This is a genomic window from Clostridium acetobutylicum ATCC 824 (assembly GCF_000008765.1).
GTDB lineage: Bacteria > Bacillota > Clostridia > Clostridiales > Clostridiaceae > Clostridium_S > Clostridium_S acetobutylicum.
In genome coordinates this window covers 3,729,258-3,747,095 of sequence record NC_003030.1, presented here as the reverse complement: position 1 = coordinate 3,747,095, position 17,838 = coordinate 3,729,258, and the positions used below count along the sequence as shown (strand labels likewise).

Here is a 17,838-nt window from a genome sequence, read left to right as displayed (position 1 = left end):
AATGAAAAATACTACAATGATAGTTTTTAAAAAGGAACTTAAGGATATATTTAGGGATAGAAAGACAATTATTTTTAGCATACTTATACCTATGCTACTGCTTCCACTTATATCGTTTTTTATGTCTAGCGTAGTAAATAAGAGCGAAAAAAGCGTAAAGGAAAATTTGAAAATTGCTATAGTGGATAAGGGAAACAGTTCTCTTGGAAATTACTTAAGGAAGCAAAAGAATATAAAAATAGTTAAGTCAAATAATATAAAAAGTGATGTGAAGGACGGAAAAATATTAGTTGCAGTAACTATTCCAGAGGATTTTGATGAATATTTAAAGATGGATGCTAATACTAAAATCACTTTGACTTATGATAATTCTAGCACGGATGCTATGACAGCATATGACATTGTTAATTCGTATGTAGATAAATATTCAAAGTCAATTGTTGCGGGAAGACTTGCTAAAAGAAATATAAATCCTGAAGTATTAACTCCAGTAAAGGTTAACTTAAATACAACTCAAAAGGATAACGGAACAGGAGCAATTATGGTTACCATGTTAGTACCACTTTTACTTATGCTCTATAGTGCTACAGGAGTAATTGGTTCGTCTGTTGATTTAGGAGCAGGAGAAAAAGAAAGAGGAACTCTTGAGCCACTTCTTACAACTAAAGCAAGTAGACTTTCTATACTATGGGGGAAAATTTTAGCAATAAGTATAGTAGGAATAATAATATCAATTGCATCACTTATTGGACTGTATATTACTATGAAACAGAAGAATGGAATGTTCGGTAATGGAACTGGCTTTAATTTAGGAGCAGAGACTATGATACTTGTAATGATTCTACCAATTATGAGTACAATTGCATTTGGTGCTATAGAACTTGCAATAAGCATCTATGCAAGATCATTTAAGGAAGCTCAAACTTATTTAAGTCCTGTAACTATCATAGCTATGGTTCTTGTATACCTAGTAATGATGAAAGACCCTAAAAATATAGAAATGTTTTATTTTAATATACCAATAACAAATGCAACCTGCCTTATAAAAGAATTTTTAGTAGGCATACACAATTACACTCATATAGCAATTACCTTCGGATGGATGATAGTTTATATGGTAGCAGCACTTGTTTTTGCAAGATATATGTTTAGCAGAGAAGAAGTTATATTTAGATCATAATATAAATAAGGTCCCCGAAATCTTTAAGGTTTCGGGGACAATATTTAGACAAATGAATTAACTAGAGTGTACAATACTATTACATTGTCTTACATAAAAATCTTTCTAGTTAAATCATTTGATTGCAAAGTTGTTTACAAATAATATGTGCAGATTAGCTTCAATTAATTCACTGATTAAAGAAAATGAATCATGTATATGATGTAAGGTATAGTACATTATGCCTTATAAAAAATTCTAAGGTTAAACATACTTTATTAGGAATTTTTATAATGTATAATTTTAAATATTACATGTTTAATTTAAAAGAGAATTTACATCTATAATGCCTGAACCTTGCTGCCATTTTGGGATTTTGAGAAGATTACAGGAAGTTTTTACAATGGAAATTGTATCCTTATAGGATAAGTCCGGATTTTTTTCAAGAAGCAGAGCTAGTATAGAGCTTATATATGCTGCAGCACAGGAGGTTCCGGTGTAAGTTGTGTAGGGGGTTTTAAGTTCTCTAGGATATAATTTCATATTGTTCCTTTGGGATATATATTTTATGTCGCAATTAAGAGAACTTAAATCCACGCACGGGCCGCATAAGTCGGGTTTTTCAATTTTACCAAGTGGACCGGAGGAAGAGTAAGTATAAGCTTTAAAGCCTTCATGCGTATTTATGCCTGATGTAGTTATAGAGTAAGGTAAAGCAGCTATTCCTCGTATGGAGTTTTTAGTATTTCTATTGCTTCCACTTGGTAAAACAATAACTATATTTTTATCTGCTGCCAACTTAAACATTTTTGAAAATAAAGACAACAAAAATTCATTTTCAAAGAAGGTTTCAAAGGGTAAGCAGATTATTTTTATATTATGTTCACTACTATCGTTTATCAAAATTTCTAATGCTTTGAGAATCGAAGACGCATAGGATCTACCGTTTTTTTCAAAAGCTTTTATCATATATAGTTTTGAATTATAAGCAATTCCTTTTATTTCGCCTTTAGAACTTACACCACTTCCAGCAATCAAGCCACTGATAAAGGTTCCATGACCATTATCATCGTAAGGATACTCTAGATTATTTATCAGGTCTACGAAATTATCTATCCTAGGCATAGGATATTTTAAGTCATAATGTGGATAAACCCCAGTGTCAACAATTCCAATGCACACACCTTTTCCAGAAAAACTAGTATTGTTTCTTAAACTAGATGGATAGCTTGAGTTAGAAGGTGATGCACATATAAAGCAAAAATCATCAAGAGTTATATAGTCAACCTCAGGATATTCTACGAGTCTTCTGATTGCATTTGAGGATATGTCTGCTGATATACAATTTGCATGAGTTATAGAATAAAATACGGTACTTTTATAGGATTTTAATCTTGATACCATTCTATCTTGAAATTTTTTGCAGTGTATTATAACTCTTATGGATTTGTAGGTATTTTCGTCAAGTAGAGCTTTAAGATTTGGGTCTAGCTTATTTTTTAAAGACAACATATTATTTCCTCAATAAAGTGCTATAGTATATTATATTAAGAAATCTTATAAATGACATTGTTTATTTGAATTTATGAGCTGATTGAAATATAATTATAGGGAAACTATTGTATAGCTTGTGTTATTTATGATAGAAGTAAGTGGAAGGAGAGAAGTATAAGTGCCTTTAATAGATTATAAATGTAAAAGTTGTGGAAATCAGTTTTTTGAAATAGTAAGTAATTCTGATGATAAAGCTAAGTGTCCAAAGTGTGGAAGCGAAGATTCAGAAAGGGTATATAAAGGAAAGTTTTACGGAAAAAATGGTGGCAATTGTACAGGGCATTGCGCTTCATGCGGGGGATGCCATTAAAACACTAAAGGAGCTAAACTTATTTAAAGTTTTAATAAGTTTAGCTTTAAATTATCCTTTTATCTTAAAACAAATTATACCAGCAAGCATAAGAACAACACCTATGATTTTTGTTGAATCAAAGGTAAGCCTATCAGTATGAAATAATCCAAAAAAATCAATTATAGCTGCTGACAGTAGTTGGGCAATTAATATTATACTAATAGAACAAGTAGGACCTAAAGAGGACACCCCTTTCATAACTGTAAAGATAATAATAGCACCAAGTATTCCACCAGTAAGATAAAGTTTATTTGCAGTTCCAATCATTTTTAAATTACCATTCCCATATATGAAGCAAATTACGAGGGTAACCAAAAGAGCAGTGCCTTGAACCCATGCATTTGTTTCCCATAATCCAATTTTTTCACTAAGTCTTGTATTGAAAACTCCTTGAAGACTCATGCAAATACCAGAGATTATAGAAGATATAATACCAATCATAAAAAAATCACCTCAAGTATATTTTTACCTAAGGTGAGTAAATTTATTATATCTAAAGTAGTTTTTTTAAATCACTTATATTTGTCACAGGAGCATTGCAGGAAAAATTTTCACATATATAAACTGTTGGTTTGTCATTTAAGGGTTGATAATCGGAAACAAAGTTAGATACGTTTTCTAAGGTTTTGTCACCCTCTATATAGTAAATAAAAGTTGAAAGAGGATTATACTTATCGTTTATTACTTCAAGGAATTCTTTTGAGGTATTATCGTAGGAATTTGAAACAAGTGTTATTTCCTTTGACTTTTTCCCTAAGAATAGCACTGAAAGTAGTGAAAAAGAATAGCCCATTGGATAACTTTCTATTTCCTCACTAAATGCCTGTAGTATTTCTGTACACTTATCTTCTAAGTCATAACTGCCTGTTAATCTAGATAATCTTATAAAATTCAAAGCGGATACGGAGTTTCCAGAAGGAATTGCACCGTCATAGATTTCTTTTGGCCTTGATATAAGCTCCTCACTGTCGCTTCCATAAAGGAACAATCCCTTGTTTTTATCGTCCCAAAAGTATTTTATAAGGTCATTATTTAGCTTGATAGCTTTTTCTATATATTCTGATTTATAAGTTGCTTCATATAGTTCTATTAATCCCCATATTAAAAAAGAGTAGTCAGTTAAATATCCTTTTATAGAGGCCTCTCCATGTCGATATCTTGAAAGAAGTCTTCCATTAGCATCTATTAATTTAGTAAAAATAAAGGTTACGGCTTTTTCGGCTGCATTAATATATATTTCGTTTTTAAGGCTTCTTCCACCAAAGGCAAGTGCAGCAATCATAAGACCATTCCAGGAAGTCAAAATTTTATCATCCTTATATGGATGGATCCTTTTTTCTCTGTAATCAAATAATTTTTTTCTACAGCTGTTTAAAAATTCATCTTCAAATTCTATCTTTTCGGTTTCAATTAGATTTAGTATATTTTCTCCTTCAAAGTTTCCGGTGTCTGTTACGTTGAAGTATTTTGAGAATTTTTTTCCATCATCTTCTCCTAAAACATTATTAATTTCTTTTTTAGACCATACATAAAATTTACCTTCTACACCTTCGGAGTCAGCATCTTCAGCACAGTAGAAGCCTCCCTCGTTTGAAGTCATATCTCTCAATATATAGGTAAATATTTGATCCACAATATTTTTATAGTTATCGTTTTTAGTTATTTTAAATGCTTCCGTGTATGCATAAGCTAGAAGGGCATTATCGTATAGCATTTTTTCAAAGTGAGGTACAAGCCACTTTTTATCTACTGAATATCTGCTGAAACCATAACCTATATGATCATATATTCCACCTCTATACATAGTGTCCAAGGTTTTAAGCGCCATATTCAATGATGTTTTGTCTTTTGAAGCATAAAAATATCTCATTAAAAAAATTAAGTTGTGAGGAGTTGGAAACTTAGGTTCAGAACCAAAGCCGCCATAAGTTCTATCAAAATTATATTTGAACTGAGAAAATGCTTCTTCTAAAACTTCTTCTGATAGTTCTTTAGCAGTAGTTTTACGATCTTTATTTAAGCTGGATACTATTTTATCACCTATTTCTACAAGTTCATTTTGGTTTTCTTTCCATTGGTATTCAATATTTTCTAAGAGGCTTATCAGGCCTTGCATTCCCATTCTGTTGTTTTTGGGAATATAAGTTCCTGCAAAAAAAGGCTTTTGTTCTGGAGTCATTACTATTGTTAAAGGCCATCCACCGCTTCCTGTAATGGCAGTGCATACATTCATATAAATTTCGTCTATATCAGGTCGTTCTTCTCTGTCAACCTTAATTGAAACAAAGCTTCTATTTAAAACTTCTGCAACATCATCGTCCTCAAAACTTTCCCTTTCCATAACATGGCACCAATGGCAGGTGCTATAGCCTATGCTTAGAAATATAGGCTTATCTTCTGATTTTGCTTTTGAAAAAGCTTCAGGAGACCAACTGTACCAATTTACCGGATTGTGGGCATGCTGTAGTAAATAAGGACTTTTTTCATTTATTAATCTGTTTGATGATTTGTGTATGGTTTCCGACATATAAACACCTCTCTTTCTTAACTAACTATTATTATGTGCAATTTAAGGATAAAAAAACATAGAGTATTTTCAATTATTATATTAAAATCAAATAGAGTAGAAAGCTATTTTTAATTATAGTATAATATTTATGGGTATTGATTTAAGTACATAGGGAGGGTTTAATATGGAAAAAATTTTTGAATCATTGATTGATGCTGCACCAACTATAGCAGAGGCATTTGGTGGAAGGGCAGCTGTTACAATTTGGGATAGGGATAAATGTGTATATGCATTGGATAGCAATAAGAAAGCTTTAGCAGCTAAGGCCGGAGATAAATTTGATGTTGATTTTATTAAAAATGTTGGTGCGTACGATATTGTTTTCAATAAGAAAAAAACGTATACAACTATATTTAATAGGGAAGAACATGGTGAAGATTTAAGAGTAACAATGATTCCAGCAATTAATGAAAATAAAGAGGTCGTTGGTCTTGTAAGTGTATCTATGGATTTGGAAAATGCAGTAAGTGTTAAAAACTCTACGCTGGAATTGAAATCATCACTTGAACAAACAAATTTAACCATATCAGAGATTACTAATAGTGCAGTTTTGTTATCAGAGAAGCTAAACCGCATAATAGAAAATACCGATGTTACAAAAAAACTAATAGGAGAAAGCAATGAGGCTGTAGCACTTATTGGAAGCATAGCAAAACAATCAAATCTTCTTGGACTAAACGCAGCAATAGAGTCTTCAAAGGCTGGAGAGTTTGGAAAAGGCTTTTCTGTAGTAGCAGGTGAAATGAGAAAGTTAGCATCCAACAGTGGAGAGTCTTCAAGGAGAATCCTATCTGCACTTGATCAGATGAGTAATAATATTAAGGTTATAATAGATACTATAAATGAGTTAGGGGAGATAGCAACTAACCAAGCAGCATCCTTAGAAGAGGTTTCTGCTACGGTAGAGCAAATTTCCGCAAATTCGCAGATTTTAGTAGATAACATGGATATGAACTGATAAATAAAAATGAGAAGCCCTATTAAAGTTAGGCTTCTCATTTTTTATTTTTATTAGAATACAAGCTATACAAGAAAATGTTACCAATAGCGAGTATATAGTTGAAAACAGCAATAATATAGGATATAATTGCATCAGATTAATAATATTGCAATAATCGGGCTGAAAATTAAAAATATTTGAAGCTGTTGAGAATTACTATATGCAAAAAAAATATAAAGTGGTAATGAATTTTGTGGGGTGACAAAATGATAAATGAGTTTTTTATAAATGTATTACTGCTTATAGCTTTTACGTTTATTGGTGGCAGCATTTTAAAAGAGACACCTAAGGATAAGGTTAGAACTATTTGGGGAAAGGTTATTGTAGGTGTTTTCTGTGGATTTGCAGGAATCTTGTTATTAATGTATTCAAAGCATATTAAGAACACAGATACATTAATAGATCTTAGAGCTTATGCTGTAATGATAGCTTCTTATACTGCTGGAACATTGCCGACAATAATCTCTGGAATTATGATTATGCTATATCGTGTATTTCATTTTGGAGTAAGTGTATCATCTATTGTAGCCGCTTTTCGAATTTTATCATATATAATATTTTTCTATATAGTTGATAGAAAAATAAAATCAGAGAGAAAAAGATGGTTTTATAAAATGGTGTTTACCTTACTTATGATTAATGTTACTGATTACTACATGTTAAGAAAGGTGGATGGAATTATTGATGTTCTTGTTCAATATTCTATAATAATATTAGTATCAGGCATACTTCAGTATATGCTTCTAGATTACGTCAAAACTTCAAATAAGCTTTATAGAAGGTATAAAAGAGATTCCACTAAGGATTTTCTTACAGGTCTTTCAAATGTAAGGCAATTTGATAAGGTATTCTCCACGGCCCGTGAAAGGGTTAAGCAAAATAATGAAAGTTTATCATGTATTATGATAGATATCGATTATTTTAAGAAAATAAATGACACATATGGACATGCAATAGGAGATGTTATTTTAAGAGAGCTGTCAAAGGTTCTAATGAAAAATGTTAGAGGTAGGGATTTGGTAGCTAGAGTTGGTGGTGAAGAATTCTGTATATTGTTATTTAATTGTTCTAGAGAAAAAACCTTTCAAATAGCATGTAGGATAAATAAAGAAGTAGCAGAGCATAAATTTTTTATTGGTGAGGATGAATTTATAAATATAACGGTATCAGTTGGATTATCAATTTACCCGGAAATAACACCAGAGATTGAAGATTTGCGAGAAAGGGCTGATGCAGCTCTTTATGCAGCAAAGAGAAGCGGTCGAAATAAAGTTTCTGATAGTATAATACCTTTTAAGATTGGTGTTTGATTATTAATAAAAGTGTAAAAGGAGCAGATGATTTCTGCTCCTTTTACTTAATTAGTTAAGTCTTAGATTATCTGATAAAAATCTTAATTTATCAATTTTCCAGGAAGTGCCTTCTTTAATTAGATGTAATGTTACATAGGAGGTTATAGTTGAATTTCTATCATTATTATCTTTACTAGATAAATGCCATTTTGGAACTGCCGTAATCCAATAAGAATTAGTGTAACTACTATAATTAATTAGATTATACTGAACATCTAAGAAATTTGTTTGAAGGAGTCTGGATTTAGTGATTTCAATATCATTATTAGCAATAGCGATCATTTTAGTTTTAAATGCTGATGATGCAAAATTAGTAAAGTTATCTTGGACATTGTTTTCGTTCATATAGTTTTGTGAGTAATATACATTAAAAAATTCTTTAACAGTATTTTTCGCACTTTCAAGATCTTTGAACCTATTCAACTGATTCTTTGATATGTATTCACTATTGGATTGTTTTAAATCTAGCATATACATTGTTTCGGTTTGTTCTGCTCTAACTGGTGAATATCCATCCGAATTATTTACGACCCATTTTCCGTTTTCTTTAATTATAGTTAGATATGTTTTGTTTTGGTAGTATCTATTTTTTTGTGGTAAGTCGCCTAAGTAGCTTTTAATAAATTCATAATATGTACAGTCTATAAAATAGGAATTATCATAACTATCGTATATAACATTATTTATATTAGTTTTTACATATTTAGTTGATATTTTCGAAGCCTTTGCTTGCTCTAATTGTTCTTTTACAATCTCTGAAGAAGCATTATTTTTTATACGATTACTTGAATAATCTAAAACTTTAAGTAGTGTGTTTTCATTTGCAGTTTTATAATCAAACGTGGCTCCTACGGACAAATAATTATTAATGAGTTTTGTTAAATCAGAATAATTATTATCTTTTTTAAAATCTTTTACTGTTGATGTGTTGTTTGAAAGGTAATGGGCTGTAATAGGTTTTTGTTTTGGAAGATCAGTTGAGCTGTTGTATTCTATTTTTGTTGACTTAGTAGAAGTGTTTTTGGATGTAGAATTGTTAGTACATGAGCTAAAAGTAAGACTTAATGAAGCTAAAATTAATATAATAATACCCTTTTTTTTCATTAGTTTGCCTCCACATTTCAATTTGTTAATAATATTATAAGGGCGACAAAATAAGCTGTCTACGGTAATTAGCAAATACGCTGGGAGTATTATATGCCATTAAATGAATGATAATCATTAAAATGAAGATTATGTAAGAAAGCATGAAGTTTTTGAAAAGAAATTGAAATATAGTAACATTTATGTTAAAATATTACTTATGCTACGAAAGATATAGGAGAGGTTGAAAGTAAATTTAAGTATATATAAATAAAAAAGCGGCGATTTTCCTGCAACTCATGGTAAAGTCTTTTGACTTGCAGAAAAACCCCTCTGTATTAACAAAAAAAGTAAATAATAATATTAAATTTGCGCTATAATGGCATTCTTTTGTACATAGCTATTTTCAATGTCAGAATCATTAAAGCCTAAGTTCTTACCTAAGTTTATAAAGTCTTGAAAAAGGGTTACATAGTTATCCTTTGAAGAGCATATAACAAAATCATTTATATCTATAAAGAGCCCTAAGAACTGTTCAACTATATTAGTAGAAAAACTTGAACTAGGTAAAGCAAAATCAATGTAATCTTTATCAAGGCCAATACTTAAAATAAAATGAAGACAATTTATGTATTCCTCTAAAATTGCATTTTTTTCGCAAGGAGCTTCTGTAGTCCAATAGTTAAAGCATCGAGTTTTGCTTGCGAGTTCACCAAACTTCACTTGAAGTGCTAGGGCCTTTTGCGAATATAAATTTTGACTAGATAAGTTTTTTTGGTCAATTATTTTTGTATCTAAATTTTTTTGTAAATGAAAAAGCTTATTTAAATTCATGAAAATGAGCCGCCTTTCTTTTACTTCTAATATATTTATTATTTTATATTAAAGTTGAAAATAAGAAAAGCACCCTTAAACGATTACAATAAAAAACTTTTTGAAATAATAAAAAGTTTTACATGGATTGTTAGGAAGTATAAGGCATACAAACATAAAAATACTAAATCATATTCTTGTGTTTATATGCCTTATATTATTACTCAAAGATTAACTTTAAAAATCTCTAAGTTGATATTTTTTTACAACATACATTTTTCTATGACCAACTAATTTGCATAAATCAAAGCTTTCAATTTTTAAGAATGAATAATCCTTTTCCGGAATAGTTTCGCAGGTAGCTGCAGATTCTTGTTCTAGGATATTTTTAAGTTGATAATTTCCGTTTGCAAGAGGAATGAATAAATTGGAATCTTTATGAGGCATTGAGAATTTGAAGCCGCCATAATGAAGCTTCTCGTTGGTGCTTCTAACTATTCTATTTATGTAACCTCTGTTTTCAACTTTTAAAGATACCATTTTACTTGATGAATTATATGCTAAATGTGATTTATTTATCTGTACCTTGAATTTTTTGTAAATAGAGAGCTGTTCACGTATAATTGAATCTAACTTATCAATATTAGGTTCATCCAGAGTTTGAAGAGAAACGTGAAGGTTTGGAATTCTTTTATACAATTTGTACTTTTTACATGCATTTCTTTGAATATCCTCAACATTTAAGTAAGAGTCTTTTGTAAATGAAGCAATTAAACAATATTTCATCAGTATCCTCCACAATAAAACTAATAGTTTAAGAAAATTTCTAAATATTATTATAACATATATAGTAATAATTTGCTCGGAATAAAAACTATATTTTTTGCAATAATAATTCTGTAATAAAATTCGAGGGAGGGATTTTTTTATGGATCATAATTCAAGTATAGGATGTACTGTTTCAGAATGTAGATTTCACTGTAAAGATGATAATTATTGTACATTAGAACAAATAAAAGTTGTTAAGCACAGTAACAGAGCTGAGCAAGTAGAGCATACAGATTGTGGAAGTTTTAAAGTGGAAGGCTAAAAAATAGTAAAACAATTATAGGTTTGTTAAATGTTGTATAAAAGGTTGCCTTAGAGCATAAAAACTAAGGTAACCTTTTTTATTAATGTTAAATGATAGAAATTTAATAAAAAATATATATAATGTTTTAAAATATTATTCAAGTATGATATAATATATTTTGTGATTATGCGTAAAGAATTTAACGAAAAGTTTACATAGATAAAAAAATTAATAAGGATGGATATTGTAATGGACAAGTTAGTTGTTAATGGAGGCAATCCTCTTTTTGGAAGTGTTGAAATCGGAGGAGCTAAAAATGCTGCAGTAGCCATACTTCCAGCAGCAATAATGGCAAGTGAAGGAATCAGTGTTATTGATAACATACCAGATATTCAGGACATTCAACGTCTTGAAAGAATAATAACTAGTTTAGGATGCAAAGTAAAAAGAGTACAAAATACCGTTGAAATAGATAGTACAAATCTTACAAGTGTAAATGCAGATACTGAAGATGGTAGTAAAATGAGAGCGTCATATTATCTTATAGGAGCATTACTTGGTAGATTTGGAAAAGCAAAGGTGGAACTTCCAGGAGGCTGTCCTATAGGGGTAAGACCTATAGATCAGCATATAAAGGGTTTTGAAGCTCTTGGAGCAACTGTAAAAATAAGTCATGGAACCGTTGAGGCTCAAGCAGATAAGCTTATAGGCACAAATATATATTTTGATGTAGTGAGCGTTGGTGCGACTATTAATTTGATGCTTGCATCTGTTTTTGCTGAGGGAACTACTGTTCTTGAAAATGCAGCAAAAGAACCCCATATAGTTGATGTTGCAAATTTTCTTAACAGCATGGGAGCAAATATAAAGGGAGCAGGAACTGATGTTATAAGAATAGCAGGAGTTGAAAAGCTTAAAGGCTGTAATTATAGTGTTATACCTGATCAAATTGAAGCTGCTACATATATGATAGCAACAGCAGCCTGTGGTGGATGTGTAACTATTAAAAATGTTATACCAAAGCATCTAGAATCAATTTCAGCAAAATTAATAGAAATGGGAGCTGACATAAAAGAGGGAGATGATTATGTAACTATAGAGTCGCATAAGAATCTTAAAGGAGTTAACATAAAAACTCTTCCTTATCCAGGATTTCCAACGGATGCACAGCAGCCTATGAGTACACTACTTTCTATTTCACAGGGTAGAAGTATAGTTAACGAAAGCATATGGGAAAGCAGGCTTAAACATGTTGACGAGCTTAAGAAAATGGGAGCTAACATAAAGGTTGAAGGAACAGTTGCTATAATAGATGGAGTTGAAAAACTTACAGGTGCTAATGTTAAAGCTACTGATTTAAGAGCAGGAGCTGCTATGGTAATTGCTGCATTAGCGGCTGAAGGTGTAAGTGAAATATCATGCATAGAGCATATAGATAGAGGATACCCTCATATAGAGGATAAGTTTAAAGAACTCGGAGCAAATATAAGAAGAGAAAAAATATAAGGGACAATCATTGTCTAAGGTTGAGGATAATTATGAAATTTTGTTCGCTTTACAGTGGAAGTAGCGGAAATAGTATATTTGTTGCTTCAGATAATTCAAAGGTACTTATAGATGCAGGACTTTCAGGAAAGACCATCGAGAAAGCCTTAAAGGAAATAAAAGAAGATCCTAATGAAATAGACGGCATTTTTGTAACTCATGAGCATTCGGATCATATAAAAGGTGTTGGTGTATTATCTAGAAAGTATAATATACCTATATATGCAAATGAGCTTACTTGGAAAGCCATGATGAACAGCATAGGAAAAATAAAAGATGACAATATAAAGATAATTACTCAAGACTACATAGAAATAAAAGATATGAATATTTTGAATTACAAAATACCCCATGATGCTGCATCACCATGTGGATATAAGATTTTAAGTGGAAATAAATCAGCATGTGTTGCAACGGATTTAGGACACTTTGCGGACGAAGTGAAAAGTAAAATAAGCGATGCGGATGTGATTCTTCTCGAGAGTAATCACGATGTAGAAATGTTGAAATTTGGACCGTATCCATACCCCTTAAAAAGAAGAATTTTAAGTGAGGTTGGTCATTTATCAAATGAGGATTGCGGTAAAGCTATAGTTGATATAGCAAAAAAGGGCAAGAAAAAAATTATCTTAGGACATTTAAGTAGAACCAATAATTATCCTGAATTAGCATACAAGACAGTTGTTAATGAATTAGTTCAAAACGGGATAGAAATAGATGGAGATATTTCTATTAGCATGGCTAAGCGTGATATGCCTAGTAATTATATCGAGTTTTAATTATAGTTCTTTAATATTTATTGCTATTTACCATAAAAAATAGTAATAAATATACGTGATATGTAATTTAGGAATATTTACACATTGTCATTTATAAAAGTCCCTAGGGTTATTTTATAGTCCAAAGATTTTATAAATAAGGATGTTATTATTTCATTAGTTATATATATTAGCGTTTTCAATGGAAAATAGGACGTATTCAAACCTATCAATACGAAGTGTGTAAGATATTTAAAAAAGCTGACCAAATAACCAGAAATAAGTAAAAAGTGATAAATTTTGGTTTGTATGTAAATTGAAAAGGTTTGGGATTGTTATTATAATAAGATTAATATTAAGTCAAAAGGAGAATTAATTATGAGTTTATACAAAGATTGGACAGATAGAGTTGTAGATTATGTAAAACATAAAGGAGAAGCAGCTTTCTGGAAGGACTACGGCGAAGTTGAAGGAAATATTTATAAAAAGCTTCTTGCAAGTCATAAGAAAGTAGTTGAAGGAACTATTGAGAACCTAGCTTCTGAATATGGATCTGATTCAATATTTTTTATGGGATTTCTTGATGGAATAAATGAAAGTATAAAAGAACCTTTAGATCTTGAAAAATTAGAGGTAACTTCAGATATAAAATTCGAAATTGACTATGAGAAATTATATTTTAATATGTTAGAAGCAAAGGCTGAATATTTATATGATCTTCCTCAGTGGGAAGGAATCTTCTCAAAGGAAAAGAGAAAAGAAATTAGGGACAACTGGAAGAACTCAAAAACATATGTAAATAAAAATAAAGTGGGAAGAAATGACCCATGTCCATGTGGAAGCGGAAAGAAATATAAGAATTGTTGTGGAAAAAACTAGTACATAAAACTATATTAATAAGAACATATTCAAAAAGTGATAGATTAAGCGGTCTATCACTTTTTGGGCATACAAATTAAGGAGCTAAAAATGAATATAACACTTATAACTGTTGGAAAACTTAAAGAAAAGTATTTAAAGGATGCAGTAAATGAATATGCAAAGAGGCTTCAAAAGTATTGCAAACTAAACATAATTGAGCTTCAAGACGAAAAAACTCCAGAGAAAGCATCCCTAAAGGAAGAAAAGCTTATTAAAGAAAAAGAGGGGGAGAAAATACTTTCTTCTATAAAAGATAACTCATATGTAGTTTCAATGGATTTAAAAGGAAAGATGTTTTCTTCAGAAGAGTTCTCTGCTTTTATTGATGACTTAGGAGTAAGAGGAAATAGCAGTATTGATTTTGTTATAGGAGGTTCTCTTGGGCTTTCAGATGCAGTTTTAGCTAGAGCTAATTATAAGCTGTGTTTTTCAAAGATGACTTTTCCACATCAGCTTTTTAGGGTTATGCTTTTGGAGCAGGTTTATAGAGCTTTTAGGATTAGTAGGGGTGAACCGTACCATAAGTAAATGAGGTTTTAACTATATTTGGAATGAGTAATCTTATATAATAATAAAATATTTACAGTGTTAATTTTAATAGAATTCATTTATAATCTATTTATGGAGGGGTTATAATGAATGATATTAAAATAGCTTTGAAAAAATTGGTTGACAAATTTGAAAAGGATTATGTGTACTATAAGGATGCTAATAAGTATAATGAGAATAATTGTAGGCTTGAATTTATAGATGAATTTTTCAAAATATTAGGTTGGGATATTAGTAATGAACAATGTAAATCTCCGCAGTATAGAGAAGTAATAACTGAAAATTATCAAGCTGAAACTGGAAGACCAGACTATACGATGACTTTAAATGGAATTCAAAAGTTTCATGTTGAAGCTAAAAAACCTTCTGTTGAAGTAGAAAAGCATAGTAAATCTTCTATTCAGGCAAGAAGCTATGGTTGGAATTCAAATTTAAGAATATCAGTTTTAACTAATTTTGAATATTTAATTATATATGATACAAGCATACCGCCTAAAGAGGGTGATGATTCTAATGTTGCGGCAATAAAGATTTATAATTATAAGGAATATGTTAATAATATAAAAGAAATTTATGAATTAATTTCAAAGGAATCTGTTTATAATGGTACTTTTGAATTTATATTAGATACATATGGACTTCAAGTATATGATAAAGGATTACAATTGCCAGTAGATGAATATTTTTTAAATAGTATAAATAGATGGAGATTAAGTATAGGAAATTTATTATATAAAACAAGAGGATATGAAATAGAAATAATAAATGATTATGTACAAGAATTTATAAATCAGATTATATTTTTGAGAATATGTGAAGATAGAAGGCTTCCAACTTACCATAAGCTTAAAGAAATATTGGAAGAAAAAGAATTTATTAAAGAAATGGATAAGCTTTTTAGAGAGGCAGATAAAAAGTATAATTCAAGATTGTTTAGAGATGAAAATATATTATTTGATTTGAATAATGATGTAATAAGAAATACTATTGAAGAGTTATATTATCCTAAAAGTCCTTATGCATTTAATTTTATTCAACCTAATATATTAGGTGAGATATATGAATTGTTTTTAGCTGAACAATTAGTGATTCAGGATGGACAAGTAGTATTACAAAAAAAAGACAAAAGCTTACATAGAGATGTGGTTACAACACCACTAGAAATAGTAAAGTATATTGTAAATAGAGTATTAGAAGAATGTTGTAGAAATAAAAAACCTAGTGAGATACTTAAACTTAGAATAGCTGATATTGCTTGCGGTTCTGGAATATTTTTAATAGAAGTATATGATTGGATAATAAAATATATAACAGAGTGGTATATAAAAAATGATATAAAACATTTAATGAGCATTGGAAATGGTAATTATAAATTATCATTCGATGAAAAAAAAGAGATACTAGAAAAATGTATTTGGGGAATAGATATAGATGTTCATGCTGTTGAAGTTGCAAAATTTAATTTAATATTAAAATTGCTTGAATCAGAAACAGAGCCTTCATTAAGGGATAAACAAAAAATTCTGCCTGATTTAGGAAATAATATAAGGTATGGAAATTCATTGATTGATTTCGGGAAAATAAGTTATTCTAAATTAACTCAGTTAGATAAAAATGAGATAGTACCATTCGATTGGGAAAACATAAATAATGGTGAATTATTTGATGTAATATTGGGAAATCCACCATATGTTTCTACAGAAGATATGATAAATCTATTAAATAAAAAAGAAGTAAAAGCATATAAGAGTAAATACAATACATCTAAAGGACAATTTGATAAATACTTTATATTTGTAGAAAGAGCGATAGAAAAAGTAAAAGCAAATGGAATTATAGGTTGTATAATACCTAATAAATTTTCTAAAATTAAATCCGGAGAATCATTAAGAGAGATGCTTTCAAAGAATGAATACGTAGAAGAATACATTGATTTTGGTTCATTACAATTATTTAAGTATAGAAATAAAACTATATATAGTTCAATATTAATTCTTAAAAAAGCAAGACAAAGGGAGTTTAAATTTATTGAAGTAGATAATATCTCTAAATGGTTTTCTAATTTAGAATCAAAAAAAGTAAAAGTTGAAAGTAGTGTACTAGGAAATCTTCCATGGGCATTAGTAGCTAATAAAGATGATATGAGCTTAGTAAAAAAAATGTATAGAAATTCAGTAAAAATGGGAAAAGAAGTTGAATTATTTAATGGTATACAGACAAGTGCTGAAAGACCTCCAATTTATTGGTTTAGTGACAAAGAAATATTAGAAGAATCTGAGTTATATTTTAAGATTAAGAAAAAAGATAAACAATATATAATAGAAAAAAATATATTAAAGAAATATTTTAAGCCAGTATTAAAGAAAGAAAAGAATCTAGGTAGTTATGATATATTTGATACTAATAAATTTATAATTTTTCCATATAATCATGAAGGAAAATTATATGACTTGAATACAATGGAAACTGAATATCCTAATACTTTACGCTATTTAATGGATAATTATTTAGAGTTGGAGCCAAAACAAATTGGCGGTAAGCGAAGAGATGTTCCGCTTGCAACGGAAGAAACATGGTATCAATACGGAAGAGACCAAGCATTAACAGCATTTAATAATAAAGTAAAACTTATTGTTGGTGTTTTAAGTAAAAAAGCAATGTATTTATATGATGACAATGATTTTGTAATTGCATCAGGGGGGACTGCTGGATATTGTGCAATATCTGAGAAAGAGAAAAGTAACTATCAATTAGAATTTATTCAAGCATATTTAACTCATCCGTTTGCTGAAAAGTTGTTATCCATAATTGGCAGTGATTTTGAAAATGATTTTTATTCAAGAGGAACAAATATTTTAGAAAGATTTCCATTAAAGAATATTAATTTTAATGATGAATATCAGATTAAATTATATAATGATATTGTAACAAATGTTAAAAGAATTCATGAAATTAATAAGTCTTTAAAAAGTAATTTATCAAAGGCATCAAGGCAAGTATTGTTAGATGAAAAGAAGTATTTAGTTAATAATGCTGAGGCATTGGTAACAGATATATATAATTTGTAGAAATTATTAAATGATAAAGGATATCACATGATTTGATATCCTT

General features: G+C 29.7%; 16 protein-coding genes. 10 read left to right on the top strand and 6 right to left on the bottom strand.

What is annotated here, in order from left to right:
• The first annotated feature begins 1 nt into the window (after position 1).
• A complete protein-coding gene (locus tag CA_RS18235; RefSeq protein WP_010966815.1) occupies positions 2-1,180 on the top strand; it encodes an ABC transporter permease in 1,179 nt (392 codons plus the stop codon).
• Between the two features lie 297 nt (positions 1,181-1,477).
• Here CA_RS18235 and CA_RS18230 read toward each other — a convergent pair whose 3' ends face one another.
• Positions 1,478-2,671: a S8 family serine peptidase gene (locus tag CA_RS18230; protein ID WP_010966814.1), complete on the bottom strand. Its 1,194-nt coding sequence runs from the start codon at positions 2,669-2,671 to the stop codon at positions 1,478-1,480.
• A gap of 160 nt (positions 2,672-2,831) precedes the next feature.
• Here CA_RS18230 and CA_RS18225 point away from each other — a divergent pair, with 160 nt between their 5' ends.
• A complete protein-coding gene (locus tag CA_RS18225) occupies positions 2,832-3,023 on the top strand; it encodes an FmdB family zinc ribbon protein (RefSeq protein ID WP_010966813.1) in 192 nt (63 codons plus the stop codon).
• A 51-nt stretch (positions 3,024-3,074) separates the two neighbouring features.
• Here CA_RS18225 and CA_RS18220 read toward each other — a convergent pair whose 3' ends face one another.
• Positions 3,075-3,506 carry a DMT family transporter gene (locus CA_RS18220; protein WP_010966812.1) on the bottom strand — a complete coding sequence of 144 codons (432 nt, stop codon included), beginning with the start codon at positions 3,504-3,506 and terminating at the stop codon, positions 3,075-3,077.
• 52 nt (positions 3,507-3,558) lie between these two features.
• Positions 3,559-5,592: a thioredoxin domain-containing protein gene (locus CA_RS18215; RefSeq protein WP_010966811.1), complete on the bottom strand. Its 2,034-nt coding sequence runs from the start codon at positions 5,590-5,592 to the stop codon at positions 3,559-3,561.
• Positions 5,593-5,758: 166 nt separating this feature from the next.
• Between CA_RS18215 and CA_RS18210 the strand changes: the two genes are divergently transcribed.
• Together CA_RS18210 and CA_RS18205 are read left to right on the top strand one after the other, a co-directional pair.
• On the top strand, positions 5,759-6,592 hold the full coding sequence (locus CA_RS18210) for a methyl-accepting chemotaxis protein (protein ID WP_010966810.1): 834 nt from the start codon (positions 5,759-5,761) through the stop codon (positions 6,590-6,592).
• Between the two features lie 248 nt (positions 6,593-6,840).
• Positions 6,841-7,944: a diguanylate cyclase gene (locus CA_RS18205; RefSeq protein WP_010966809.1), complete on the top strand. Its 1,104-nt coding sequence runs from the start codon at positions 6,841-6,843 to the stop codon at positions 7,942-7,944.
• A 51-nt stretch (positions 7,945-7,995) separates the two neighbouring features.
• Here the strand turns inward: CA_RS18205 and CA_RS18200 are convergent, their stop codons facing one another.
• The 3 genes from CA_RS18200 to CA_RS18190 form a co-directional block, all read right to left on the bottom strand.
• Entirely contained in the window at positions 7,996-9,090 is a 1,095-nt protein-coding gene (locus CA_RS18200; RefSeq protein ID WP_010966808.1) for a hypothetical protein, read from the bottom strand.
• A gap of 342 nt (positions 9,091-9,432) precedes the next feature.
• Positions 9,433-9,903, bottom strand: a complete 471-nt coding sequence (locus CA_RS18195) for a dUTP diphosphatase (protein ID WP_010966807.1) — start codon at positions 9,901-9,903, stop codon at positions 9,433-9,435.
• Positions 9,904-10,119: 216 nt separating this feature from the next.
• Complete coding sequence (locus CA_RS18190; RefSeq protein WP_010966806.1) at positions 10,120-10,668, bottom strand: 2'-5' RNA ligase; 549 nt, start codon at positions 10,666-10,668, stop codon at positions 10,120-10,122.
• A 142-nt stretch (positions 10,669-10,810) separates the two neighbouring features.
• Between CA_RS18190 and CA_RS18185 the strand changes: the two genes are divergently transcribed.
• From CA_RS18185 to CA_RS18160, 6 genes are all read left to right on the top strand, one after another.
• A complete protein-coding gene (locus tag CA_RS18185) occupies positions 10,811-10,972 on the top strand; it encodes a DUF1540 domain-containing protein (RefSeq protein ID WP_010966805.1) in 162 nt (53 codons plus the stop codon).
• A 231-nt stretch (positions 10,973-11,203) separates the two neighbouring features.
• Positions 11,204-12,460 carry a UDP-N-acetylglucosamine 1-carboxyvinyltransferase gene (locus CA_RS18180; RefSeq protein WP_010966804.1) on the top strand — a complete coding sequence of 419 codons (1,257 nt, stop codon included), beginning with the start codon at positions 11,204-11,206 and terminating at the stop codon, positions 12,458-12,460.
• Between the two features lie 32 nt (positions 12,461-12,492).
• The gene (locus CA_RS18175; protein ID WP_010966803.1) at positions 12,493-13,278 is read left to right on the top strand and encodes an MBL fold metallo-hydrolase; all 786 of its coding nucleotides are present in this window, start codon (positions 12,493-12,495) and stop codon (positions 13,276-13,278) included.
• A 357-nt stretch (positions 13,279-13,635) separates the two neighbouring features.
• A complete protein-coding gene (locus CA_RS18170) occupies positions 13,636-14,136 on the top strand; it encodes an SEC-C metal-binding domain-containing protein (protein ID WP_010966802.1) in 501 nt (166 codons plus the stop codon).
• A gap of 90 nt (positions 14,137-14,226) precedes the next feature.
• Positions 14,227-14,706, top strand: a complete 480-nt coding sequence (gene rlmH / locus CA_RS18165) for a 23S rRNA (pseudouridine(1915)-N(3))-methyltransferase RlmH (protein ID WP_010966801.1) — start codon at positions 14,227-14,229, stop codon at positions 14,704-14,706.
• A 107-nt stretch (positions 14,707-14,813) separates the two neighbouring features.
• Positions 14,814-17,795 (top strand): Eco57I restriction-modification methylase domain-containing protein, encoded by a 2,982-nt coding sequence (locus CA_RS18160; RefSeq protein WP_010966800.1) that lies wholly within the window; start codon positions 14,814-14,816, stop codon positions 17,793-17,795.
• Positions 17,796-17,838 lie beyond the last annotated feature (43 nt).

Bases quoted from the DNA above. Each gene is read 5' to 3' on its own strand.
- CA_RS18235 (WP_010966815.1), top strand. From the start codon at position 2: ATGAAAAATACTACAATGATAGTTTTTAAAAAGGAACTTAAGGATATA.
- CA_RS18230 (WP_010966814.1), bottom strand. From the start codon at position 2,671: ATGTTGTCTTTAAAAAATAAGCTAGACCCAAATCTTAAAGCTCTACTT.
- CA_RS18220 (WP_010966812.1), bottom strand. From the start codon at position 3,506: ATGATTGGTATTATATCTTCTATAATCTCTGGTATTTGCATGAGTCTT.
- CA_RS18215 (WP_010966811.1), bottom strand. From the start codon at position 5,592: ATGTCGGAAACCATACACAAATCATCAAACAGATTAATAAATGAAAAA.
- CA_RS18210 (WP_010966810.1), top strand. From the start codon at position 5,759: ATGGAAAAAATTTTTGAATCATTGATTGATGCTGCACCAACTATAGCA.
- CA_RS18205 (WP_010966809.1), top strand. From the start codon at position 6,841: ATGATAAATGAGTTTTTTATAAATGTATTACTGCTTATAGCTTTTACG.
- CA_RS18200 (WP_010966808.1), bottom strand. From the start codon at position 9,090: ATGAAAAAAAAGGGTATTATTATATTAATTTTAGCTTCATTAAGTCTT.
- CA_RS18195 (WP_010966807.1), bottom strand. From the start codon at position 9,903: ATGAATTTAAATAAGCTTTTTCATTTACAAAAAAATTTAGATACAAAA.
- CA_RS18190 (WP_010966806.1), bottom strand. From the start codon at position 10,668: ATGAAATATTGTTTAATTGCTTCATTTACAAAAGACTCTTACTTAAAT.
- CA_RS18185 (WP_010966805.1), top strand. From the start codon at position 10,811: ATGGATCATAATTCAAGTATAGGATGTACTGTTTCAGAATGTAGATTT.
- CA_RS18180 (WP_010966804.1), top strand. From the start codon at position 11,204: ATGGACAAGTTAGTTGTTAATGGAGGCAATCCTCTTTTTGGAAGTGTT.
- CA_RS18175 (WP_010966803.1), top strand. From the start codon at position 12,493: ATGAAATTTTGTTCGCTTTACAGTGGAAGTAGCGGAAATAGTATATTT.
- CA_RS18170 (WP_010966802.1), top strand. From the start codon at position 13,636: ATGAGTTTATACAAAGATTGGACAGATAGAGTTGTAGATTATGTAAAA.
- rlmH (WP_010966801.1), top strand. From the start codon at position 14,227: ATGAATATAACACTTATAACTGTTGGAAAACTTAAAGAAAAGTATTTA.
- CA_RS18160 (WP_010966800.1), top strand. From the start codon at position 14,814: ATGAATGATATTAAAATAGCTTTGAAAAAATTGGTTGACAAATTTGAA.